Source organism: Tepidicaulis marinus, from assembly GCF_000739695.1.
Lineage (GTDB): Bacteria > Pseudomonadota > Alphaproteobacteria > Parvibaculales > Parvibaculaceae > Tepidicaulis > Tepidicaulis marinus.
Map to the genome: position 1 here is coordinate 95220 of NZ_BBIO01000003.1, position 23955 is coordinate 119174.

At 61.6% G+C, this 23955-nt stretch carries 19 protein-coding genes; 14 read left to right on the top strand and 5 right to left on the bottom strand.

Features of this window, described 5'->3' with window-relative positions:
- The first annotated feature begins 3 nt into the window (after positions 1 to 3).
- Positions 4 to 1137, top strand: coding sequence for a cell division protein ZapE (zapE, locus tag M2A_RS04005; protein ID WP_045443296.1), 1134 nt, complete (start codon positions 4 to 6; stop codon positions 1135 to 1137).
- 14 nt (positions 1138 to 1151) lie between these two features.
- Here the strand turns inward: zapE and M2A_RS04010 are convergent, their stop codons facing one another.
- Positions 1152 to 1865: a hypothetical protein gene (locus tag M2A_RS04010; protein WP_156101668.1), complete on the bottom strand. Its 714-nt coding sequence runs from the start codon at positions 1863 to 1865 to the stop codon at positions 1152 to 1154.
- 473 nt (positions 1866 to 2338) lie between these two features.
- On the opposite strand from M2A_RS04010, the gene mdh reads away from it, so the two are divergent.
- Complete coding sequence (mdh, locus tag M2A_RS04015) at positions 2339 to 3337, top strand: malate dehydrogenase (RefSeq protein WP_045443302.1); 999 nt, start codon at positions 2339 to 2341, stop codon at positions 3335 to 3337.
- 78 nt (positions 3338 to 3415) lie between these two features.
- On the opposite strand, the gene M2A_RS04020 is transcribed toward mdh, so the two are convergent.
- Positions 3416 to 4054, bottom strand: coding sequence for a TetR/AcrR family transcriptional regulator (locus M2A_RS04020; RefSeq protein ID WP_045443305.1), 639 nt, complete (start codon positions 4052 to 4054; stop codon positions 3416 to 3418).
- 90 nt (positions 4055 to 4144) lie between these two features.
- Between M2A_RS04020 and M2A_RS04025 the strand changes: the two genes are divergently transcribed.
- The 6 genes from M2A_RS04025 to lpdA all read left to right on the top strand — a co-directional run bounded on the left by M2A_RS04025 (position 4145) and on the right by lpdA (position 13507).
- The gene (locus M2A_RS04025) at positions 4145 to 5227 is read left to right on the top strand and encodes an MBL fold metallo-hydrolase (protein ID WP_045443741.1); all 1083 of its coding nucleotides are present in this window, start codon (positions 4145 to 4147) and stop codon (positions 5225 to 5227) included.
- Between the two features lie 280 nt (positions 5228 to 5507).
- Entirely contained in the window at positions 5508 to 6677 is a 1170-nt protein-coding gene (sucC, locus tag M2A_RS04030) for an ADP-forming succinate--CoA ligase subunit beta (protein ID WP_045443308.1), read from the top strand.
- Complete coding sequence (sucD, locus tag M2A_RS04035) at positions 6677 to 7552, top strand: succinate--CoA ligase subunit alpha (protein WP_045443310.1); 876 nt, start codon at positions 6677 to 6679, stop codon at positions 7550 to 7552. The genes sucC and sucD overlap by 1 nt, the downstream gene beginning before the upstream one ends.
- Before the next feature lie 202 nt (positions 7553 to 7754).
- A complete protein-coding gene (locus tag M2A_RS04040) occupies positions 7755 to 10694 on the top strand; it encodes a 2-oxoglutarate dehydrogenase E1 component (RefSeq protein WP_045443743.1) in 2940 nt (979 codons plus the stop codon).
- Positions 10695 to 10735: 41 nt separating this feature from the next.
- Positions 10736 to 12049 (top strand): 2-oxoglutarate dehydrogenase complex dihydrolipoyllysine-residue succinyltransferase, encoded by a 1314-nt coding sequence (odhB, locus tag M2A_RS04045; RefSeq protein WP_045443312.1) that lies wholly within the window; start codon positions 10736 to 10738, stop codon positions 12047 to 12049.
- Between the two features lie 54 nt (positions 12050 to 12103).
- A complete protein-coding gene (gene lpdA, locus M2A_RS04050; RefSeq protein WP_045443314.1) occupies positions 12104 to 13507 on the top strand; it encodes a dihydrolipoyl dehydrogenase in 1404 nt (467 codons plus the stop codon).
- 6 nt (positions 13508 to 13513) lie between these two features.
- Here the strand turns inward: lpdA and M2A_RS04055 are convergent, their stop codons facing one another.
- Genes M2A_RS04055 through fsa form a run of 3 tightly spaced genes read right to left on the bottom strand, consistent with a single transcriptional unit; the run spans position 13514 to position 15904 of the window.
- Entirely contained in the window at positions 13514 to 14527 is a 1014-nt protein-coding gene (locus M2A_RS04055) for a tyrosine recombinase XerC (RefSeq protein ID WP_081875376.1), read from the bottom strand.
- Positions 14488 to 15237, bottom strand: a complete 750-nt coding sequence (locus M2A_RS04060) for a DUF484 family protein (protein ID WP_045443316.1) — start codon at positions 15235 to 15237, stop codon at positions 14488 to 14490. Before M2A_RS04060 ends, M2A_RS04055 begins: the two co-directional genes overlap by 40 nt.
- A gap of 10 nt (positions 15238 to 15247) precedes the next feature.
- Complete coding sequence (gene fsa / locus M2A_RS04065; RefSeq protein ID WP_045443318.1) at positions 15248 to 15904, bottom strand: fructose-6-phosphate aldolase; 657 nt, start codon at positions 15902 to 15904, stop codon at positions 15248 to 15250.
- Positions 15905 to 16086: 182 nt separating this feature from the next.
- Between fsa and M2A_RS04070 the strand changes: the two genes are divergently transcribed.
- The 6 genes from M2A_RS04070 (at position 16087) to M2A_RS04095 (ending at position 23866) form a co-directional block, all read left to right on the top strand.
- Complete coding sequence (locus tag M2A_RS04070) at positions 16087 to 18327, top strand: primosomal protein N' (protein WP_081875377.1); 2241 nt, start codon at positions 16087 to 16089, stop codon at positions 18325 to 18327.
- Positions 18328 to 18653: 326 nt separating this feature from the next.
- On the top strand, positions 18654 to 19214 hold the full coding sequence (locus M2A_RS04075; RefSeq protein ID WP_045443322.1) for a F0F1 ATP synthase subunit delta: 561 nt from the start codon (positions 18654 to 18656) through the stop codon (positions 19212 to 19214).
- Positions 19214 to 20743, top strand: coding sequence for a F0F1 ATP synthase subunit alpha (gene atpA, locus M2A_RS04080; RefSeq protein ID WP_045443325.1), 1530 nt, complete (start codon positions 19214 to 19216; stop codon positions 20741 to 20743). Before M2A_RS04075 ends, atpA begins: the two co-directional genes overlap by 1 nt.
- A 29-nt stretch (positions 20744 to 20772) precedes the next feature.
- Positions 20773 to 21660: a F0F1 ATP synthase subunit gamma gene (locus M2A_RS04085; RefSeq protein WP_045443328.1), complete on the top strand. Its 888-nt coding sequence runs from the start codon at positions 20773 to 20775 to the stop codon at positions 21658 to 21660.
- A gap of 356 nt (positions 21661 to 22016) precedes the next feature.
- Positions 22017 to 23438 carry a F0F1 ATP synthase subunit beta gene (atpD, locus tag M2A_RS04090; RefSeq protein ID WP_045443331.1) on the top strand — a complete coding sequence of 474 codons (1422 nt, stop codon included), beginning with the start codon at positions 22017 to 22019 and terminating at the stop codon, positions 23436 to 23438.
- 32 nt (positions 23439 to 23470) lie between these two features.
- Positions 23471 to 23866 carry a F0F1 ATP synthase subunit epsilon gene (locus tag M2A_RS04095; RefSeq protein WP_045443334.1) on the top strand — a complete coding sequence of 132 codons (396 nt, stop codon included), beginning with the start codon at positions 23471 to 23473 and terminating at the stop codon, positions 23864 to 23866.
- The last annotated feature ends 89 nt before the right edge of the window (positions 23867 to 23955 follow it).

Consider the following 23955-nt stretch of genomic DNA (forward strand, 5'->3'; position numbering starts at 1 on the left):
CTCATGAGCGAGGGGCCATTACAGGCATACCGCGCGCGTGTCGCGGCCGGTGAGATCGCGCATGACCCGGCGCAGGAACGGGCGGCGGGGCATTTGGCGCGCCTGCATGACGAGCTTTTATCCTGGCGGCCGGGCAAGAAGGCGGGGCCGCTGCGCCGCTTCGGCATCGGCAAGCCGGTCAGCCCGCCGGAAGGCATTTATCTTTGGGGCGATGTCGGGCGCGGCAAATCCATGCTGATGGATCTCTTCTTCGAGGGCGCGCCCCTTGCCCAAAAGCGCCGGGTGCATTTTCACGCTTTCATGTCCGAGACCCATGAGCGCATCTTTGCCTGGCGGCAAAAAGAAAAGGCAGGCAAGGCCAAGGGCGATGATCCCATTCCCCCCGTCGCGGACCTGATCGCCTCGGAAGCCCAGCTTCTCTGCTTCGATGAATTTCAGGTGCATGACATTGCCGATGCCTCGATCCTCGGGCGGCTTTTCACGGCGCTTTTCGAGCGGGGGGTGGTGGTGGTCGCCACCTCGAACCGGGCGCCCGACGGGCTTTATGAAGGCGGGCTCAACCGGCACCGGTTCCTGCCCTTCATTGCGCTCATCAAGGAAGAGATGGAAGTACTCAGCCTTGAAAGCGAGCGCGATTACCGGCTCGACCGGATGATGGGGATGCAGGTCTATCACACACCGCTTGGGCCAGCCGCTCGCGCGGCGATGGACGCGGCTTTCAGCACCTTGACCGACGGGGCGCAGGGCCATGCGCGGCGCCTTGCAGTCAAGGGGCGGGCGGTGGAAGTGCCCTGCGCGGCGCACGGTGTGGCGCGGTTTTCCTTTGCCGATCTTTGTGAAAAGCCGCTCGGCGCCGCCGATTATCTGAAAATTGCCGAAACGTTCGACACGGTGCTGATCGACGATATTCCTCAGCTCGGGCCCGCGCGGCGCAATGAGGCCAAGCGCTTCGTTACGCTGATCGACGCGCTATACGAGGCGCGGGTAAAGCTCGTCGTCTCCGCCGAGGCCGCGCCCCAGGCGCTTTATCCGGCAGGGGACGGGGCGTTCGAATTCGAGCGCACGGTGTCGCGGCTGATGGAAATGCAATCGGCGGAGTATCTGGGCGAAGATGCCGCCCTTCACGCCGCCGATTGAGGGCCTTATGTCTTTTAGCGGGTAATCGGGAAAATCACCTTGCCATCCGAGCGCTGGGCCGGCAGCGGCTTCGGCTCGGGCCGGGTGTTCACGGCGGCCGTTTTCACCGGCGCGTTGTCCCGCTTTGCTGCTTCGCCTGCCGCTTTGGCTTCGGCTACTTGCAGCTTCTTTTCCGCCGTCAGCTCGTAGCTCCAGGTCTGCCCGTAGGAGGCCTGCAGAAAGCCGAAGGAGAGCCGCTCGCCGCGGGCCTTCGTTTCGGCGGGCACGGCGGCCCGGTCGAGGGTGAAATTGCGCTCCAGCTTCTGCCGGTCGATGGGGCGGAAGCCGTGGATTTCAGCGGCGGCAAGACGCGGCTGATGGGCGCTGGCAAGCGCCGTCGCGGTGCCCGCGGTGTCAGGCTCCAGGAGGGCCATCAGCCCGCCGAAATCCTCTTTCGTGGCGGTGGAGCCATGCTCTTCGCAAAAGCCGCGGTCGGAGCGCAGAACGCTTTCCAGCATCCGGCAATCCTTGCCGGTGGCGGCGGAAAGCGCGTGTTCGGTCAGATCGCGGCCGGTAATGAAGCTGGCGGAAATCCCGGCGATGGTGAGCACTTCGCCCACCGTCACGGCGCCGATCAACGGCGCGCCGCAGCCGCCCAAAGACAGGCCGAGCGCGGTAATAATGGCCGTGTTCTTAAGCCTGCGCCCGCTGCCGGATTGGTTGAAAATAGAAGATTTAACGATACTCACGAACCCCTTCGGCATTGCTGCCCGCCCCCATGTTACGCGTTAACGCCTCGCGCCGGTTCCGGATCTTGCCCCCGTCCTTATGGGACCTGCGCGGGTGCCCGGCCCGCTGCTTCCTCTCTTACGCTCATTCCTTGACAGGACGGCGAATAAGAGAGATGGCAACGTGGCTTTTCAGACTTTTTTATCGTGCGCTTCCTTGCTTCCTGAGTCAATCTGGCACGGGCGTCATGGTTAATGGCAGGCGGCAGGCCAGGAGGGCGTACAAGTACCGGGGCAGGCCGAAATACGGTCTTTTGAGGGGCGAAACCATTGCGGGCGCAGCGATTTCACGCTACTAGGCACGCGGATTAACGATGTGCGGCCCCCAACCCTGAACTGGGTCCTCAACAGGCCCCGAACGCCGCGCACACTCAACGCTCGCTGCCAACGCTTGCTGCTTGGCAGCTTATAGGCATCATTCCGGAGGCATTTTCATGGCGCGCAAAAAGATTGCACTTATCGGCGGCGGGCAGATCGGCGGCACGCTCGCCCATCTTGCCGGCCTTAAAGAACTCGGCGACGTGGTCATTTTCGACATTGCCGACGGCATTCCGCAGGGCAAGGGGCTCGACATTGCCGAGTCCTCTCCCGTCGATGGTTTCGATGCCGCCTATTCCGGCACGACCAAGTACAAAGACATCAAAGGCGCCGATGTGGTGATCGTGACGGCCGGCGTGCCGCGCAAGCCGGGCATGAGCCGCGACGATCTTCTGGAAATCAACCTCAAGGTGATGCAGCAGGTGGGTGAGGGCATTGCCGCCCATGCGCCGAACGCTTTCGTCATCTGCATCACCAACCCGCTCGATGCGATGGTCTGGGCGCTGCGTCAGTTCTCCGGTCTGCCGCACCACAAGGTCGTCGGCATGGCGGGCGTTCTCGACAGCGCGCGCTTCCAGTATTTCCTTGCGCAGGAATTCAACGTGTCGGTGAAAGACGTCAGTGCCTTCGTGCTGGGCGGCCACGGCGACACAATGGTGCCGCTGACGCGCTACTCGACCGTTGCCGGTATCCCGCTTCCCGATCTCGTGAAGATGGGCTGGACCACGAAAGAACGCCTCGATGAAATCGTGCAGCGCACGCGCGACGGCGGCGCGGAGATCGTCGGCCTTCTGAAAACCGGCTCGGCTTTCTATGCGCCGGCCGCTTCCGCCATCGCCATGGCCGAGTCGTACCTGAAAGACCAGAAGCGCGTTCTTCCGTGTGCGGCTTATCTGGACGGCCAGTACGGCGTGAAAGACATGTATGTGGGCGTTCCCACCGTGATCGGCGACAAGGGCGTGGAGCGGATCGTCGAGATCAATCTCAACGCGTCGGAAAAGAAAAACTTCGACAAGTCCGTCGGCTCGGTCAAAGGCCTGGTCGATGCCTGCAAGAAGATCAATCCGGCCGTTGCCAAGGGCGCAGCGCCCAAGGCCAAAGCCAAGAAGAAATAAGTTTTCGGCATTGCCGGAAAGTTCAAAGGGGCTGCCGCGGCAGCCCCTTTTCTTTTGCCTCCTGTTCGCCGGGGCGTCTTAAAGACCAAGATAGGCGCAGGCCATGCGGGTAAGCTCGCGCTCCAGCGCGTCGTCACGCAGATGCAAAGGCCCCGGATCGTTGAGCAGCGTATTGGCCGCGGTGCTGAAAATGAGCTGCAGCGCAAAGCCGAGCGCGAGGCGCGGGTCGGGATGAGCGATCTCTTTGAGGCGCGGGCCAAGCTCGCCGGTCAGGCGGTGCTGCAGGCGCTGCACGAGATCGCGGAAGCTCAGCCATTCATCCGGCGCATTGGCCGAGCGGGCAAGGGCAGCGCGCAAAAGCCCTTCATTGGCGCGCAAATCGGCCAGAATGGCGCGCACGATTTCGCCCATGACTTCGGCAAGGGGCGCGCGTGCCAGTTCCGTGCGCTCGCCCAGCGCGTCGATCTTGGCGTTCATTTCCTCCGTGAAGCGCTCCTTCAGCGCCCGGAAGAGGCCTTCCTTGTTGCCGAAGAGATAATAGGCGGTGCCGACCGCGCAGTCCGCCCGCGCGGTGATGTCGCTCATCTTCACATCCTCAAAGCCGCGCTCGGCGACGAGGGTGAGGGCGGCGCCGAGCAGCTTTTCCTGCTTGTCGCGGGCGCGGGCCTGACTGGCACGGCGCATGGCGGGGGCAGGCGAGGAAAGGGGCTCTGGCATCTTGTCTCCAGGTAAAGGATGGCGCTTGACGCGGGGTTTATTCTGAAGGAATATGAATTTGAATTCAAGTTCATGTTTATAGGAGTGGGCATGACAAAGCGTGGAAAAGTGGTGGTTGGCGTTCTGGGCGTGGCGGTGCTTCTGGCGGGCGCGCTCTATGGGGCGCTGCAGGTGCCTGCCGTGCAGGATGCGCTTTTCACGCGGGCGGTGGAGGCGCGGGCAGGGCATGTGCGCACTGAGCTTCTGGAAGATGACGCGCTCCATATCGTCTTTTGCGGCACGGGCTCGCCGCTGCCCGATGCGGAGCGGGGCCAGGCCTGTATCGGGGTGTTTGCGGGCGGGCGCTTTTTCCTCATCGATGCAGGCGGCGGGGCGGCGGAAAAGATCGCCGCGCTGCAAATGCCCATCGGCGCGCTATCGGGCGTGCTGCTTACCCATTTTCATTCGGACCATATTGCGGGCCTGCCCAATATCGTGCTGCAGAGCTGGGCGCAGGGGCGGCATGAACCGCTCAAAGTCTATGGTCCTGCCGGCGTGAAACAAGTGACGGACGGGTTTTCGGCGGCTTATGCGCTCGACAGCGTTTACAGAACCGCGCATCACGGCGCGGAAATCATGCCGCCCTCCGGCGCGCGCTATGCGCCCGAGCCCGTGCCGCTGCTCAATGATTTTTCGGAAGCGGTGGTGCTTGAGGAAGACGGGCTGAAGATCACCGCCTTCCGCGTCGGCCACGCGCCGGTGGACCCGGCCTATGGCTACCGGATCGATTACAAGGACCGTTCCGTTGTTTTTTCAGGCGATACGGTGAAGCATCCCAATGTCGTGCGTCATGGCAAGGACGCGGACGTGATGGTGCATGAGGCGCTTGCCCCGCACATGGTCGAAACGCTGGCGCGCGGCATCGAGCCGCGCCTGCCCGATACCGCGCAGATCCTGCGCGATACGCTGACCTATCACACGAGCCCTGTGGAGGCGGCGGAGGCGGCCAATGAAGCGGGGGCGGGGCTTCTCGTCTATTCCCATGTGGTGCCGCCGCTGCCCAATGCGCTTGCCCGTTCGATTTTCTTGCGCGGTGTCTCCGAGGTGCGTCCGGCGAATGTCAAAATTGGCCGGGACGGGCTCTATCTGAAATTGCCGGTGAACTCTTCTGACATTCAGGAGAGCCAGTGGTGAGGGGACGCTGACAAAGCGGCGATGGATACCTTTATAAGGGGCAGCTTCGGTTGCCCCTTTTGCATTGGCGCTTTGTGTTGCAGGGTAGGCGGCGACGCGGCTGCGAGCTGAAAATGCGTTCATTTTTTCTCTTTGCGCCGCGTCACGCTTGGCTGCGGCAAAGGACCGCAGTTCGCGGTTGCTATCGGAGTGACGAGTGCTATAACTCGGCACCGATTAGGCAATTTTTATAACCCTCGCATGTGTGGGTCCCGCGCATGCCTCAGCCGGTCGAGTCCATATGAATATTCACGAATACCAGGCGAAAGCTGTCCTTGCGAAATACGGTGTGCCCGTTGCCAAGGGCATTCCGGCATTCACGGCAGAGGAAGCTGTGAAGGCGGCGAAAGAACTCGGCGGTCCCATCTGGGTCGTCAAAGCGCAAATCCACGCGGGCGGCCGCGGCAAGGCAGGCGGTGTGAAAGTCGTCAAATCGATCGAAGAGGTCGAAGCCGAAGCCAAGCGGATGCTCGGCCTGACGCTGGTCACGCACCAGACCGGGCCGGAAGGCAAAGAGGTCAAGCGCCTTTACATCGAAGACGGCTCCGCCATCGAGCGCGAGCTTTATCTCTCCTGCCTCGTCGACCGCGCCACGGGCCGCGTCGCTTTCATCGCCTCCACCGAAGGCGGCATGGATATCGAGGAAGTGGCGGCGAAAACCCCTGAGAAAATTCTTACCTTCTCGGTGGACCCGGCCTCCGGCGTTTCCGGGTTCCATGGAAGACGCATCGCTTTCGCGCTCGGCCTTAAAGGCGATCAGGTCAAGCAGTGCACGGCGCTGATCCGGAACCTTTACACGGCCTTTGTCGACGCGGATATGAGCATGCTCGAAATCAATCCGCTCATCGTCAACAAGGACGGCGATCTGCTCTGCCTCGATGCGAAGATCAATTTCGACTCGAACGCGCTTTACCGTCATGCCGACATTGTCGAGCTGCGCGATCTGGATGAAGAAGACCCCAGCGAGATCGAAGCTTCGAAATACGATCTGAACTACGTCAAGCTCGATGGCACGATCGGCTGCATGGTGAACGGCGCGGGCCTTGCCATGGCGACGATGGACATCATCAAGCTTTACGGCGAGGAGCCGGCGAACTTCCTCGATGTGGGCGGCGGCGCGACGAAAGAAAAAGTGACGGCGGCTTTCAAGATCATTCTGTCGGACCCGAATGTGAACGGCATTCTGGTCAATATCTTCGGCGGTATCATGCGCTGCGACATCATTGCCGAGGGCGTCGTCGCCGCGGCGAAGGAAGTCTCGCTCAATGTGCCGCTGGTCGTGCGCCTTGAAGGCACGAATGTGGATCTCGGCAAGAAGATCATGGCGGAAAGCGGCCTGCCGATCATTTCGGCGGACAATCTTGCCGATGCCGCCGACAAAATTACCAAAGCCGTGAAGGAGGCCGCGTAATGGCTGTTCTGGTCGATAAGAATACCAAAGTCATTTGCCAGGGCTTCACCGGCAATCAGGGCACGTTCCACTCCGAACAGGCGATTGCCTATGGCACGAAGATGGTCGGCGGCGTCAGCCCCGGCAAAGGCGGCAGCACGCATCTCGACCTGCCCGTCTTCGATACGGTGGCCGAGGCGGTGGAAAAAACCGGCGCCAATGCATCGGCGATCTATGTGCCCCCGCCTTTCGCGGCCGATGCGATCCTGGAAGCCATCGATGCGGGTATCGAGCTTGCCGTCTGCATCACCGAGGGCATTCCGGTGCTCGACATGGTGAAGGTGAAGCGCGCCCTCGACGGTTCGAACACCCGTCTTATCGGGCCGAACTGCCCGGGCGTCATCACACCTGGCGAGTGCAAGATCGGCATCATGCCGGGCCACATTCACAAGCGCGGCTCGGTGGGCATCGTCTCGCGCTCCGGCACGCTGACCTACGAAGCGGTAGCGCAGACCACGGCGGCCGATCTCGGCCAGTCGACCTGCATCGGCATTGGCGGCGACCCGGTGAAAGGCACCGAGTTCATCGACGCGCTGGAACTGTTGCTGGCAGACGATGAAACCCAGTCGATCATCATGATCGGGGAGATCGGCGGCTCGGCTGAAGAAGAAGCGGCCGAATTCATCAAGGCTTCCAAGGTCAAGAAGCCGATGGTCGGTTTCATTGCCGGCGTCACCGCGCCTCCCGGACGGCGCATGGGCCATGCCGGCGCGATCATCGCGGGTGGCAAGGGCGGCGCCGACGACAAGATCGAAGCCATGCGGTCGGCGGGGATTGCGGTGGCGGATTCGCCCGCCGCGCTCGGCACCACACTGGTCGATCTTTTGAAGAAATAACCCGGCGTCCCCGGCTCAAGAAATGAATCGGGGACGAATTCTTCTGCGCCGCTTCAATGAGTTAGCACCTGCCTCTTGAAGCGCCGCCGCAAGAATTTAAATGGCTAGTTAACCCCCGGCGTGCCACACTCTTAACCATAAGACCGGCACGCCGGGCATCTTCACATAAAGGGGGGTGCGGGCCTCCCGCACCGGCCGTTTGATGAGCAAAAACAGCGCGAACGACGAATTTGAGCGGACCTCCTTTCTCTTCGGAGCCAACGCCAGTTTCGTCGAAGGGCTTTACGCCAAATACCAAGAAGACCCGGACTCGGTCGATGCCGATTGGCGGACTTATTTTTCTTCCCTGGGCGATGATAAAGCGGACGTGTTGAAGGAAGCCAAGGGCCCGTCCTGGGCGCGGGCCGACTGGCCGGTTCATGCGAACGGGGAACTGGTCAGCGCGCTCGACAGCAATTGGCCGGCGGCCGATCAGGCGAAAATCCAGGCGAAAATCGAAAACCGCGCGCCCGCTTCCGCCAGCCAGGCGGATATCCGCTCAGCAACGCTCGATTCCATCCGCGCCCTGATGATGATCCGCGCCTACCGTATCCGCGGCCATCTCGATGCCGATATCGATCCTTTGAAGCTGCGGCCGAAATCGGACCACCCGGAGCTCGATCCAGCAAGCTACGGCTTCGGTCCGGAGGATATGGACAGGCCGATTTTCATCGACAATGTGCTCGGCCTTGAAACGGCCACCGTGCGCGAGATGCTGGACATTCTGCGGCGCACCTATTGTTCGACCTTCGCCATCGAGTTCATGCATATCGCCGATCCGGTGGAAAAAGCCTGGCTGCAGGAGCGCATCGAAGGGCGCGACAAGGAAATCTCCTTCACCAAGCAGGGCAAGCTCGCCATCCTTGAAAAGCTGATCGAGGCGGAAGGCTTCGAGAAGTTTCTGGCGCGCAAATATACCGGCACGAAACGCTTCGGCCTCGATGGGGCGGAAGCGGCGATCCCGGCACTCGAGCAGATCATCAAGCGCGGCGGCGCGCTGGGGGTCGAGGAGATCGTTATCGGTATGCCGCACCGCGGCCGCCTCAATGTGCTCGCCGCCGTGATGAGCAAGCCTTATCAGGCGATCTTCCATGAGTTCAAAGGCGGCTCGTCCAATCCGGAAGATGTGGAAGGCTCGGGTGATGTGAAATATCACCTCGGCGCTTCCTCGGACCGCGAGTTTGACGGCAACAAGGTGCATTTGTCGCTGACCGCCAATCCCTCCCACCTTGAGATCGTCGATCCGGTGGTGCTGGGCAAGGCGCGCGCCAAGCAGGACCAGCGCGGGCGCGACCGGGGCACGGTCATTCCGCTGCTCCTTCACGGCGATGCCGCTTTTGCGGGCCAGGGCGTGGTGGCCGAATGTCTCGGCCTTTCGGGGCTGACGGGTCACAAGTCCGGCGGCTCGATCCACTTCATCGTCAACAACCAGATCGGTTTTACGACCAGCCCGATCAATTCGCGCTCCTCGCCCTATCCTTCCGATCTTGCCAAGATGGTGGCGGCGCCGATCTTCCATGTGAACGGCGATGATCCCGAAGCGGTGGTCTATGCGGCGAAAGTGGCGACCGAGTTCCGCCAGAAATTCCGCAAGCCTGTCGTCATCGACATGTTCTGCTACCGGCGCAACGGGCATAACGAGGGCGACGAGCCCATGTTCACCCAGCCCTTGATGTACCGGAAGATCAAGGAACATCCGACCACGGTGAAAATCTATTCCGACCGTCTGGTGGAAGAGGGCACGCTTACCCAGGAAGAAGCCGATCAGCGCATGCAGGCGTTCAATGACCGGCTGGAAAAGGATTTCGAAGCGGCCAATGCTTTCCGCCCCAACAAGGCCGACTGGCTGGACGGGCGCTGGTCCGGTCTTTCCAAAGCCGAGGGGGAAGCGCGGCGCGGGGATACGGATGTCGAGATCGAAGATCTGCGCAAGCTGGGCTTGAAGCTGACGGAAATTCCGGAAGACTTTGTCCCTCACCGCACGATCCAGCGCCTTATGGAAAATCGCCGCAAGATGATCGAGACCGGCGAAGGGCTCGACTGGGCGATGGCCGAACATCTGGCCTTCGGCACGCTTCTGCAGGAAGGCTACGGCGTGCGCCTTTCGGGGCAGGACAGCGAGCGCGGCACGTTCTCCCAGCGTCATTCGGTTCTGCACGATCAGGAAACCGGGGCCGAGTACACGCCGCTCAACAATATCGGCGCCGACGGCAATTACGAGGTCATCAACTCGATGCTCTCGGAAAACGCCGTTCTGGGCTTCGAATATGGCTATACGCTCGCCGAGCCCAATTGCCTTGTCATGTGGGAAGCGCAGTTCGGCGATTTCGCCAATGGCGCGCAGGTCGTCATCGACCAGTTCATTTCCTCGGGCGAGCGTAAATGGCTGCGCATGTCCGGTCTCGTCATGCTCTTGCCGCATGGTTTCGAAGGGCAGGGGCCGGAGCACTCTTCGGCTCGCCTCGAGCGCTATTTGCAGGCTTGCGCGGAAGACAATATGCAGGTTGCGAACTGCACGACGCCGGCGAACTATTTCCATATTCTGCGCCGCCAGCTGCACCGTAATTTCCGCAAGCCCCTCGTGCTGATGACGCCGAAGTCGCTGCTCCGTCACAAACGGGCGGTATCCTCGCTGAAAGAACTGGCTACGGGCTCCTCTTTCCACCGTCTCCTTTGGGACGATGCGGAGATGCTGCCGGGCCAGGAAATCAAGCTCGTCGAGGATTCCAAGATCAAGCGGGTGGTGCTGTGCTCGGGCAAGGTCTATTACGATCTTTACGAGGAGCGCGAGAAGCGCGGCATCAACGACGTTTATCTTTTGCGCGTCGAGCAACTTTATCCCTTCCCCGCCCGTTCCTTGATCAAGGAATTGTCGCGCTTCCCCCAGGCGGAAATCGTCTGGTGCCAGGAAGAGCCAAAGAATATGGGCGCGTGGAGCTTCATCGAGCCCAATGTCGAATGGGTGCTGACCCATATCGATTCGCGCTATCACCGGGCCCGTTATGCGGGCCGTCCCGCGGCGGCTTCGCCCGCAACGGGTCTCATGAGCAAACATTTGCAGGAACTCAACCAGCTTCTCAAAGAAGCGCTCAGGATCGACTGACCCCTCCCTTTCAGCCGCTCTGAGCCAAAAGGAAAGAACGCATGGCTACCGAAATTCGTGTTCCCACGCTTGGCGAATCCATCACCGAGGCGACCGTTGCGCAGTGGTTCAAGAAGCCGGGCGACAGTGTGGAAGCCGATGAGCCGTTGGTCGAGCTGGAAACGGACAAGGTGACCGTGGAAGTGCCGGCGCCGGCGGCGGGCGTTCTTTCCGAAATTCTGGTCTCGGACGGCGACACGGTGGAAGTGGGCGCGCTTTTGGGTGAAATCGGCGAGGGCAAAGGTGCTCCCGCCAAGAAAGAGCAGCCGAAAAAAGAAGAGCCCAAACAGGAAGCGGCAAAAGAAGAAGCCAAATCCGAAACCAAGACGCAAAAGGCTGAAGCTCCTGCCGCCTCGAAGTCCGATGAGAGCGAGGAAGAGGGATCCGACGCCTTGTCGCCTGCCGTGCGCAAGCTGATCGACGAGCACGATCTCGACCCGGCCAGGATCGAAGGCACGGGCAAGGGCGGGCGCCTCGTCAAAGGCGACGTGCTGAAAGCCATCGAAAAACGCGGGGATGTGCCGAGCGCGCCGGAAAGCAAGCCTGCTCAGGAGAGTAAGGCGCCGGAAGCGCCCCAGCGCGAAGAGAAGCGCGAAGACACGCACGAAGACCGGGACGCGCGCGAAGAGCGCGTGAAGATGACACGCCTGCGCAAGACCATCGCGAGCCGCCTTAAGCAGGCCCAGGACACGGCGGCGATGCTCACCACCTTCAACGAGGTGGACATGACGAATGTCATGGCGGCGCGCAAGGAATACAAAGACCTTTTTGAGAAGAAGCACGGCGTGCGTCTCGGCTTCATGAGCTTTTTCGTGAAAGCCTGTATCGCGGGCCTGCGCGACATTCCCGCCATCAATGCCGAGATCGACGGCGATGAGGTCGTCTATAAGAACTACTACAATTTCGGCATTGCTGTCGGCACCGATAAAGGCCTTGTCGTGCCCGTCGTCAAGAATGCGCAGGACATGTCGCTCGCTGAAATCGAAAAGGCGATCAACGATTTCGGCGCCAAGGCACGGGACGGTAACTTGAAGCTCGAAGATTTGCAGGGCGGCACCTTCACCATTTCCAATGGCGGGGTTTACGGCTCGCTGATGTCGACGCCCATTCTCAACATGCCCCAGTCGGGCGTTTTGGGCATGCACAAGATTCAGGAGCGGCCCGTGGCCGTGGACGGGAAAATCGAAATCCGTCCCATGATGTATCTGGCGCTCTCCTACGATCACCGCATCGTGGACGGCAAGGAAGCGGTGACCTTCCTCGTCCGGGTCAAGGAAAGCCTGGAAGACCCGCAGCGCCTTCTGCTCGATCTTTAATTTCATCACCGGGGCGCCCGTCCCGTTGCCTCACCCACCTTAAAGGGGGTTTCGATGTCCGATTCTTTCGATCTCGTTGTCATTGGCGCGGGGCCGGGCGGTTATGAATGCGCCATCCGCGCCGCTCAGCTCGGCATGAAGGTCGCTTGCGTTGAAAAGCGCGAGGCGCTGGGCGGCACCTGCCTCAATGTCGGCTGCATTCCGTCCAAGGCGCTGCTGCATACGTCCGAGCTTTACGAGGAAGCCAAACACTTTGCCGATTTCGGCATCAAGGTCGAAAAGCTCGGCCTCGATCTGCCGCAAATGCTGGCGGTGAAGGACGAGGCGATCGAAGGCAATACGAAGGGGATCGAATTTCTCTTCAAGAAGAACAAGATCGAATGGGTAAAGGGCGCGGGCAAGCTTGCCGGGAACGGCAAGGTCGATGTGAAGCTGGGTGAAGGCGGCAGCCGCACGCTCGAGGCAAAGAACATCGTCATCGCCACGGGTTCGGATGTGGCCAAACTGCCGGGTATCGAGATCGATGAAAAGCGCGTCGTCTCCTCGACCGGCGCGCTCGACTTAAAAGAAGTGCCGGGCCGCCTCATCGTTGTCGGCGGCGGGGTCATCGGCCTGGAAATGGGCTCGGTCTGGAGCCGCCTCGGCGCCGATGTCACCGTGGTCGAGTTTCTCGACGTCATCCTGCCCGGCATGGACGGGGAAGTGCAGAAGAACTTCCAGCGCATCCTCAAGAAGCAGGGCTTCAAGTTCAAGCTCGGCTCGAAAGTGACGAAAGTCGACACGTCCGGGAAGACCTTGAAGGTTTCCGTCGAGCCTGCCAAGGGCGGCAAGGAAGAAGTGTTGGAAGCCGATATCGTTCTCGTGGCGATCGGCCGTGTGCCTTATACCTCGGGCCTCGGGCTAGAAGATGCCGGTGTCGATACGGATCAGCGCGGGCGCGTGGAAATCGACGGGCATTTCAAGACGAGCGCGCCGGGCATCTATGCCATCGGCGATGTCGTGAAAGGTGCGATGCTTGCGCATAAAGCGATGGAAGAAGGCACGGCGCTTGCCGAAATGCTGGCCGGTCAAAAACCCCATGTGAATTACGATACCATTCCGGGCGTCGTTTATACGGGCCCCGAAGTTGCCGCCGTCGGCAAGACGGAAGAGCAGCTGAAGGAAGAAGGCATTCCTTATAAAGCCGGGAAATTTCCTTTCACTGCGAACGGCCGCGCCAAGGCGAACAAGGCGACGGACGGGTTCGTGAAAATTCTCGCCCATGCGGAAACCGATGCCGTGCTCGGCGTGCATATTATCGGCACGCAGGCGGGCGAGATGATCCATGAAGCGGTGACGGTGATGGAATATGGCGGCTCGGCGGAAGACATTGCCCGCACCTGCCATGCGCATCCCACACTTTCCGAGGCGACCAAGGAAGCAGCCCTCGCCGTGCATGGGCGGCCCATCCATATGTAAGTGCGCTTACCGGCGCGCGCGCGGATGGGCCTTGTCGTAAATGGCCAGAAGCTGCGCGTCCTCGACGGCAGTATAGGCCTGCGTGGTGGAAAGGCTGGCATGGCCGAGCAGTTCCTGCACCGCCCGTAAGTCGCCGCCTGCCGCAAGCAAATGCGTTGCAAAAGAATGGCGCAGCGCATGCGGCGTCACACTACCGGGCAATCCTAAAACGAGGCGCAGGCGCTCGGTGAGTTTTTGCACCTGCCGGGGCCCCAGCGCCTTGCCCCGCACGCTTTTGAAAAGCGCGTCTTCTTCGCCGATGGGATGAGGGCAAAGGGCGGCGTAGGCCGTGACGGCCTCGCGCGCGGCTGGCAGCACGGGCAAGACCCGCTCCTTGCGCCCCTTGCCGGTAATGCGCAGGGAATTTCCGAGCGGCAGGTTCGCGCCTGTCAGCGACAGCGCTTCAGAGACACGCAGGCCGCAGCCATATAAGAGCGTCAGCAAAGCCCCGTCCCGCGCTCTGATCCAGGCCTCTTGCGGCGTCTTTCCCGCTTCCTCGATGAGCGCGCGCGCCGCCTCGACAGGAAGAGGCTTCGGCAGGGCGCTTGGCAGTTTCGGGGAGCGGATGCGCGCGAGCGCCTGATTGCCGCTGAGGCCTTCGCGTTCCAAAAAGCGGTAGAACATGCGCAGCGCGGAAAGATTGCGGGCGAGCGAGCGCGAGGCAATGCCGTCATTACGGCGCTGCGCCAGGAAGGCGCGGAAATCGGCGGCGGTGAGTTGATCAAGATCCTTAAGCGATGCCGCACCGCCCAGATGCGCGCTCAGGAATTCGCAAAACCGCGTCAGGTCGCGGGCGTAATTCTCGAGTGTTTTGGGGCTGGCCCGTTTCTCGCCGCTTAAATGCTCAAGCCAGGTGAGAAAAATATCGCGCAGGTCGCGCGCGGCGGGCAGCGCATCGGCGAGGGCCGGCAGGTCGGGTTCGTCCGTCTCTGCCTTCTCCTTCAGCCTTGCGTTTTGTCCTTCGCGGGAAGGTCCAGCCATAGGCGCATGCACCGCTCGATGATGCGGGCGATGAACTCGATCAGATCGCCCGCTTGGTCCGGATGGAATTGTTGCGGATCATGCGCCCCGATGGCAAGCAGACCGGGCGGGGCGGAGGAAGAAAAGTCGAGGCGGATCAGCGCTTCGGAGCCGATTTCCTCGGCAAGGCCGCCATAAAGGCCGCGCGAGGCAACGATATGATCGGCGAGCACATAAGGCATGCCGCCAAGAATGCGCCCGACGCCGCCTGCTTCCAGAATGCGCACGCCGCGCACTCCGATACCGCTAACTTCCGTTGCCGATTCCACGCAAAGCACCACCGCTTCCACTTCAAGCGCCGCGGCGAGGCCGCCCGGCGAAATAATGAAGTCGATCAGTTCCTCGAAGCTCTTGGCATCGAGAAGGCGCAGCACCGCGGCATGAACCCGCTCACGCGCGAGCGCGTTGAAGGAGGTCGCCTCGATCAGATCGGCCTGAATGTCTTTCAGCTGCGCAACGCGGCGCTGCAGGCGCTTGACCATGATCTGCTGCAGATCGAGCACATTGCCGCCATGCTCGGCGGAGGGCGCGATCAGCGTTTCGACGAGATCGGGATTGGTGTCGAGGAAGCCCGGATGCGCCAGAAGATAATTTCTGACATCCGCCGGGCTCAATGTCCGGGGCTCGTCGGCGCGGCTTAGGGGATTGCTCGAATCGTTATGCTGGCTCATGGCGCGTTACTCATACAATCTTTTGGCCGGTCTTTTCCCAGTCGGCAAGGAAAGCGGCAAGCCCCTTGTCGGTGAGATTGTGTTGCGCAAGCTGGCGCAGCACCTGCGGCGGCACCGTCGCAACATCGGCGCCGATCAAAGCCGCTTCGCTTACGTGGTTGGGATTGCGAATCGAAGCGACGAGAATCTCGGTCGTGAAAGCGGGATAATTGTCGTAGATCGTGCGGATGTCCTCGATGAGGTCCATGCCGTTCAGGTTGAGATCGTCGAGCCGGCCGACGAAAGGCGAAACGAAGGTCGCCCCCGCCTTGGCGGCAAGCAAAGCCTGATTGGCCGAGAAGCACAGCGTGACATTGACCATCGTGCCTTCGCTCGTGAGCTGGCGGCAGGCTTTCAGCCCGTCCCAGGTCAGCGGCACTTTGATGGCGATATTGTCGGCAAGCTCGCGCAGGTGCCGGCCTTCGCGCAGCATGCCGTCCGAATCAGTGGCCGTGACTTCCGCGCTCACCGGTCCGTCGACGGCGGCGCAAATGTCTTTGAGCACGTCGAGCATGGGCCGGCCCGTCTTGGCCATGAGCGAGGGGTTCGTCGTCACCCCGTCCAGCATGCCCGTTTCGCTCAGCTCGCGAATCTCGTCAATGTCTGCCGTATCGACAAAGAATTTCATACCGCTTCCCGTCCGTTTTTGGCTTCATCAAACGCAGCGCGGGCGCATGACGCGTCCATCAGCTTTTTCCGTTTGAAAAATCCCCCGATCCCAGGCAGCACTTTGACGGCAGCCGCCGATGCGCGCAAGGCTTGAGAGGTTTATATGTGCCTTTGGTCCGGCTAGGGTTAATCTTGCGTGTCATGACCACCAAACTTTCCCACAGCGCTTCGCCTGAGCGCGCGCCGCATGCCTTGAAAGGCGCGGCGGCGGGCGGAGAACGTGTTGGCGTCCTCCTGCCGCTCGCTCTTTCCGGAGCATACGACTATCTCGTTCCCGAGGGGTTAAGACTCGCCCCCGGCGATTACGTGACCGTGCCGCTCGGTCCAAGGTTAATGGTCGGTGTCGTCTGGGGGCCGGGCAGCGGCGAGGTAGCGGATAAAAAACTTAAGAAAGTGGCAGACCGTCTGGATGTGCCGCCTATGCCGGAGGGCCTGCGCAAATTCACCGAATGGGTGGCCGATTACACGCTCTCCCCGCCCGGCATGGTGCTGCGCCTTGCCATGCGCGCGCCGGGGGCGCTGGAGCCGCCGCGTCTGTGCACCGCTTACCGCCTGGCGGAAGGGGCGGAGGCCGTACTGCCTAAAATGACGCCGGCAAGAACCCGCGTTCTGGACGTGGCGCGGGACGGCTTTGCCCGCCGTTCCGGTGAGCTTGCCGAAGAAGCCGGTGTTTCGGCGGGTGTCGTTAAGGGCCTTGCCGATGCCGGCGTCCTGGAAAAAGTCGCTTTCACCACCGAGCGCGGTTTCGATGTGCCGGATCTTGAGGTGCCGCGCCCGGCGCTTTCAGCGGCGCAAAGCGATGCGGCGGCGGCAATCGGCACGCGGGTTGAAGAAGGCGGCTTTGAAACGTTCCTGCTTGATGGGGTGACGGGCTCTGGCAAGACGGAGGTTTATTTCGAGGCGGCGGCGCGGGCGCTTGCCGCCGGGCGCCAGGTGCTCATCCTCTTGCCGGAAATCGCCCTTACCTCACAGTTTCTCGACCGCTTCGAGGCGCGCTTCGGATGCCGGCCCGCCGAGTGGCATTCGGATCTTCCGGCGCGCGAGCGCCGCCGGGTCTGGCGCGGGGTGGCGGAGGGCCGTGCGCGCATTGTCGTCGGCGCGCGCTCGGCGCTCTTTTTGCCCTTTGCCGAGCTCGGGCTCATCGTCGTCGATGAAGAACATGAGATCGCCTTCAAGCAGGATGAAGGCGTCCATTACAATGCCCGCGACATGGCGGTGGTGCGCGGCTCGCTCGGTGCCTTTCCGGTGGTGCTTGCCTCCGCCACGCCGGCGCTTGAAACCATGGCGAATGTCTGGGCGGGGCGCTACCGGCATCTCGTGCTTTCCGAGCGTCATGGGGCGGCGCAAATGCCGGATGTCTTTGCCATCGATATGCGCGCCGATCCGCCCGAGCGCGGGCGCTGGCTGTCCCCCCGCCTCGTCAAATCCATGGCGCAAGGGCTGGCAAAAGAAGAACAGTCGCTGCTCTTTTTGAACCGGCGCGGCTATGCGCCGCTTACCCTTTGTAGGAGCTGCGGGCACCGGCTGGAATGCCCGCAATGCGACAGCTGGCTGGTCGAGCACCGGTTCCGGAAAGAGCTCGCCTGCCATCATTGCGGCTATACCGCCCCTTCCCCCAAAGCGTGCCCGGCCTGCGGGGCGGAAGATGCGCTGGTGGCCTGCGGGCCGGGGGTGGAGCGGATCGCCGAAGAAGTCACCGAGCTTTTCCCGGAGGCGCGGGTGGCGCTCCTTTCGAGCGACGTGCTCCGCGGGCCCGCCGCCTACCGCGAGGCGGTGCGCCAGATCGAGGAGCACGAGGTCGATATCATCATCGGGACGCAGGTCGTGGCCAAGGGGCACAATTTCCCGCTTTTGACGCTGGTGGGTGTCGTCGATTCCGATCTTGGCCTTGAGAACGGGGATTTGCGGGCGGCCGAGCGCACGTTCCAGCTTCTCCATCAGGTCTCGGGCCGGGCGGGCCGGGCGGAAAAGCCGGGGCGGGTGCTGATGCAGACCTATATGCCCGAGCATGGGGTGATGCGGGCGCTGCTTTCGGGCGACCGCGACGCTTTTCTGGAGCGGGAGGCGGCGGGGCGCGAGCGGCTCGGCTATCCCCCTTACGGGCGCCTGGCGGGCATCGTGCTGTCCTCGCCCCGGCTCGACCAGCTCCAGGCGCTGGCAAGGGATATGGCCCGCCTTGCCCCCCTTTCGGAGAAGATCGACGTGCTGGGCCCGGCGCCTGCCCCGCTCGCGCTTTTGCGCGGGCGCCATAGGATGCGATTCCTCGTGAAAGCGCGCCGTGAGGCCCACATCCAAGGCTATATTGCCCAGTGGCTTGCCCAGGTGCAAATCCCGGCCGCCGTGCGGGTGGCGGTGGATATCGACCCTTACAATTTTTCCTGAAAATACCTTCCGGCAGGCCCATGTGCCCCACGGGCTGTCCCGGGCTTCGCTTCTTTGCCCCCCGCTTCTTTGCCAAGTAATTGAAAAGACCCGCACAAGCGCTTTTTATGTCCCCATGATGTACCTTTTGCCGCACCCGCTCACTTTTCGTAAGGACTCGTGTTGCCAGCCCTTACACCTTGTGTTACCTACAGCGCGGCTTAGGGGACACCGGCTTTGGCGGGCGTCTTTTTGTGCCAAAAAAGTCAAAAAATTCAATAGGTTAGGGATGTACGCCAATCGGCGGGCCTTTCTTTCTGAGAAGTTCAAGCGCAGGCGAGCCAAACGTGTCATCTGAAGACTCCATCGTCGCTGGTATGGCGGGCCGTTACGCGGTCGCGCTGTTTGAATTGGCGGAAGCTGGCGGCTCTCTCGAGCAGGTGGAAAGCGATCTTTCCACGCTCGTCTCAATGATCGGTTCCTCCAGCGATCTGGACCGCTTTATCCGCTCTCCGCTTTTCAAATCGGACGAGCAGCTGCGGGCCATGAACGCCGTCATGAAGCGGGCCGGTCTTGGCGATCTCACACAGAATTTTATCGGCGTTGTTATCAAGAACCGCCGCCTCTTTGCCCTTCCCTCCATGGTGAAGGTGTTTGGCGCGCTGATGGCGCGCCGGCGCGGTGAAATTTCGGCGGATGTGCTTTCGGCTCATCCGCTTTCTGATTCCCAGGTCACCGAACTCAAGGAAGCGTTGAAGGCTTCCATGGGTAAGGACGTGGCGATCACGACTTCAGTGGATGCGGGGCTTCTCGGCGGTCTTATCGTTAAGATGGGCAGCCGGATGATCGATGCCTCGCTCCGTACCAAGCTCAACAAGCTCAAGTTCGCGATGAAAGAGGCTGGCTGATGGACATTCAGGCCGCGGAAATTTCTGCAATTCTCAAAGAACAGATCAAGGGCTTCGGCCAAGAGGCTGAAGTATCGGAAATCGGTCAGGTGCTGTCCGTTGGTGACGGTATCGCTCGTATCTACGGCCTCGACAATGTGCAGGCCGGCGAGATGGTCGAGTTTCCGGGCGGCATCAAAGGCATGGCGCTGAACCTTGAACAGGACAATGTCGGTGTCGTGATTTTCGGTTCCGACCGTGACATCAAGGAAGGCGACACCGTTAAGCGGACCGGCGCCATCGTGGACGTGCCGGTCGGCAAGGGGCTTCTGGGCCGCGTTGTCGACCCGCTCGGCAACCCGATCGACGGCAAGGGCCCGATCGAAGGTGTTGAACGCCGCCGCGTGGACGTGAAAGCGCCGGGCATCATCCCGCGTAAATCGGTGCATGAGCCGATGCAGACGGGTCTGAAAGCCATCGACGCGCTGATCCCGATCGGCCGCGGCCAGCGCGAGCTGATCATTGGCGACCGTCAGACCGGCAAGACGGCTGTGGCGATCGACGCCATTCTCAACCAGAAGCCGCTTAATCAGTCCGACGACGAGCACAAGAAGCTTTACTGCATCTATGTCGCCATCGGTCAGAAGCGCTCGACGGTTGCGCAGATCGTGAAGACGCTGGAAGAAAACGGGGCGCTGGAATATTCGATCGTCGTGGCCGCCACGGCCTCCGATCCCGCGCCGCTGCAGTTCCTGGCGCCCTTCGCCGGCTGCACTTTCGGTGAATATTTCCGCGACAACGGCATGCATGCGCTGGTGGTCTATGACGACCTTTCCAAGCAGGCCGTTGCCTACCGTCAGATGTCGCTCCTGCTGCGCCGCCCGCCGGGCCGTGAAGCTTATCCGGGCGACGTGTTCTATCTTCACTCCCGCCTGCTCGAGCGCGCGGCGAAGATGAACGACGACAATGGCGCAGGGTCCATGACGGCGCTGCCGATCATCGAAACCCAGGCCAATGACGTGTCCGCGTACATTCCCACCAACGTGATCTCGATCACGGACGGTCAGATCTTCCTGGAAACGGACCTCTTCTATCAGGGCGTGCGTCCGGCCGTAAACGTCGGTCTCTCGGTGAGCCGTGTGGGCTCGTCCGCGCAGATCAAGGCGATGAAGCAGGTGGCCGGCCCGATTAAGGGCGAGCTTGCGCAGTACCGCGAAATGGCGGCCTTCGCGCAGTTCGGTTCCGACCTCGATGCGACGACGCAGCGCCTGCTCAACCGCGGCGCCCGTCTGACCGAGCTTCTCAAGCAGGGTCAGTTCTCGCCGCTGAAAGTGGAAGAGCAGGTCGTCGTGATCTTCGCCGGTGTGCGCGGTTATCTCGACCAGATCGCTGTCGGCGATGTGGGCCGTTTCGAAGAAGAGCTGCTGCGCACGGTTCGCGAAAAGCATGCGGGCATTCTCGATGCGATCCGCACCGAGCAGAAGCTCTCGGACGAGACGGAAGCCCAGCTTAAGGAAGCTGTCGATTCATTTGCCAAGGCGTTTGCCTAAGGCTGGCCATAGCTGGAGGTTGAGGGCTTATGCCAAGCCTTAAGGACCTACGAAACCGTATCTCAAGCGTGCAGGCCACGCGGAAGATCACCAAAGCCATGCAGATGGTGGCGGCGGCTAAGCTGCGCCGTGCGCAGGAAGCGGCCGAGGCCGCCCGGCCTTATGCCGAGCGCATGGAAGCGGTTCTCGCCAATCTTGCTGCCGGGATGACGGGGCAGGACGAAGCGCCGAAGCTCATGGTCGGCACCGGCAAGGACGATGTGCATCTGCTCGTCGTTGCAACCGCCGACCGCGGTCTTTGCGGCGCCTTCAATACGGCCATCGTCAAACTGGCGCGCGAACATGCGCGCCGTCTGACCGGCGAAGGCAAGACCGTGAAGATTCTCTGCGTCGGCAAGAAAGGCGCCGATCAGCTTAAGCGGCTTTTCCCGCAGTCGATGGTCGGCGTGATCGATATGTCCGGCACGAAGAAGATCGGCTTCAACAATGCCAACGAGATCGCCGAGCGCGTGCTCGGCATGTTCGATGCCGGCGAGTTCGACGTGGCGACGCTGTTCTATTCCGAGTTCGGTTCCGTGATCAGTCAGGTGCCGACCGCGCAGCAGCTTATCCCCGCGCATGTACCCGAAGCGGGCGAAGCCGGGGAAGCGGATGCAGATGCCGGCGCTTACGAATACGAGCCGGAAGAATCGGAAATTCTGGCAACGCTTTTGCCGCGTAACATTTCCGTGCAGATCTTCAAAGGTCTTCTGGAAAACGCGGCTTCCGAGCAGGGCGCGCGCATGACCGCGATGGACAATGCAACGCGCAATGCCGGCGACATGATCGACAAGCTGACGCTGCAGTATAACCGTTCGCGTCAGGCGCAGATTACGAAAGAACTGATCGAGATTATTTCGGGCGCCGAGGCTCTTTAAGAGCCTTTGTCACGAAAGCGGCACGATCAGAACGCGCAATACCCCGACGGGCTGGGAGCAAACCGGAGGGGAAGATGGCGAAAGCGGACGGACAAGGCCGTGGGCAGCTTTTTGAGCGGCTCAAGGCCGGGCTGAAAAGGATCCTTCAAGGGATCAGGGCATCGAGGCCGGGCGCGGTTCGCGCGTTGCCGATGCCGAAGCGGCCCGAGAGAAATGAGTGGACGGACAAGGCTCTTTTGGAGCTTCGCCCGGCCGGAATTGAGGAAAGAGCTGCGGCACCCGCGACGGGCGCCGGCTCGGCGATGAACGGAAGAAGGCAAGGGCTTTCTTTTCGACGTGAAACAGGGAAAGACGACATGAGCACAGCTGTCGGAAAAATTACCCAGGTTATTGGCGCCGTGGTGGACGTTCAGTTCGACGGCAATCTGCCGGCGATTTTGAACGCACTCGAGACCGATAATGGCGGCAACCGTCTGGTGCTCGAAGTTGCTCAGCACCTGGGCGAAAATCAGGTCCGCACGATCGCAATGGACTCGACCGAAGGTCTGGTGCGCGGTCAGGACGTCAAAGACCTTGGCTCGCCCATTCAGGTGCCCGTCGGCGCTGGCACGCTCGGCCGTATCATGAATGTGATCGGCGAACCGGTGGACGAAGCCGGCCCCATCTCCGCTGAAGGCACGCGCGGCATTCACCAGGATGCGCCGGCCTTTGTCGAGCAGTCGACGGAAGCTGAAATGCTGGTCACGGGCATCAAGGTGGTGGACCTGCTCGCGCCTTATGCCAAGGGCGGTAAGATCGGTCTCTTCGGCGGCGCCGGTGTGGGCAAGACGGTGCTCATTCAGGAACTGATCAACAACATCGCGAAAGCGCATGGCGGTTATTCCGTGTTCGCCGGTGTGGGCGAGCGCACCCGTGAAGGTAACGACCTTTACTGGGAAATGATCGAATCGGGCGTGAATAAAGAAGGCGGCGGCGAAGGCTCCAAATGTTCGCTCGTTTACGGCCAGATGAACGAGCCGCCCGGCGCGCGTGCGCGTGTGGCGCTGACGGGTCTGACCGTTGCCGAACATTTCCGCGACCAGGGCCAGGACGTGCTGTTCTTCGTGGACAACATCTTCCGCTTCACGCAGGCAGGTTCTGAAGTGTCCGCTCTGCTCGGCCGTATCCCCTCCGCTGTGGGTTATCAGCCGACGCTGGCCACCGACATGGGCGCGCTGCAGGAACGCATTACCACGACGACCAAGGGCTCGATCACCTCGGTGCAGGCCATTTACGTGCCTGCCGACGACTTGACCGACCCGGCGCCGGCCACCTCCTTCGCGCACTTGGACGCCACGACGGTGCTCAACCGTTCGATCGCGGAAAAGGGCATCTATCCGGCTGTGGACCCGCTTGACTCCACCAGCCGAATTCTCGAGCCGCGCGTTGTGGGTCAGGAACACTACGAAACCGCCCGCCAGGTGCAGGAAATCCTTCAGCGCTATAAAGGCCTGCAGGACATCATTGCGATCCTGGGCATGGACGAGCTTTCCGAAGAAGACAAGATCACGGTCGCCCGCGCCCGTAAGATCGAGCGCTTCCTCTCGCAGCCCTTCCATGTGGCGGAAGTCTTCACCGGTTCGCCCGGCCTGCTCGTGGACATCAAGGACACGGTCAAAGGCTTCAAGGGGCTTTGCAATGGCGACTACGACCACCTGCCGGAAGCGGCGTTCTACATGGTCGGCACCATTGAAGATGCGGTGAAGAAGGCCGAGCGCCTTGCCGCGGAAGCTGCCTAAGTCCAATCGCTTGAAAGGGAGTTCCGGCTCAGATGGCTGAGAAACTCAAATTCGATCTGGTCTCGCCCGAGCGGCTTCTCATGACGGCGGAAGTCGATCAAGTCACCGTGCCGGGCGCCGAGGGTGTCTTCGGTGTCGGTCCCGGCCACGTGCCGGTCATGTCGACGCTGCGCCCCGGTGTGCTGGATGTGGTGGAGAACGGCACGGAAAAGCGGTTTTTCGTGCGCGGCGGCTTTGCCGAAGTGAACGCGGACGGGCTGACGATCCTGGCCGAACAGGCGCTGGACCTTGGGGCCATCGACGCTGCCGGCCTCGATCAAGAGATCAAGAATGCCGAGGAAGACGCCGCCGATGCCAAGACGGAGGCGGCCCGCGAGGAAGCCGCCGAGCGGCTGGCAAAGCTCCGGGAAGTCCGCGCCGCTGTTTGAGGCCAAGACATTACGGGCACTAGGGATTTGGAGGGCGGCAGATTGCCGCCCTTTTTCTTTGCGATAGAGTCTTAAATCGGTGGATCACT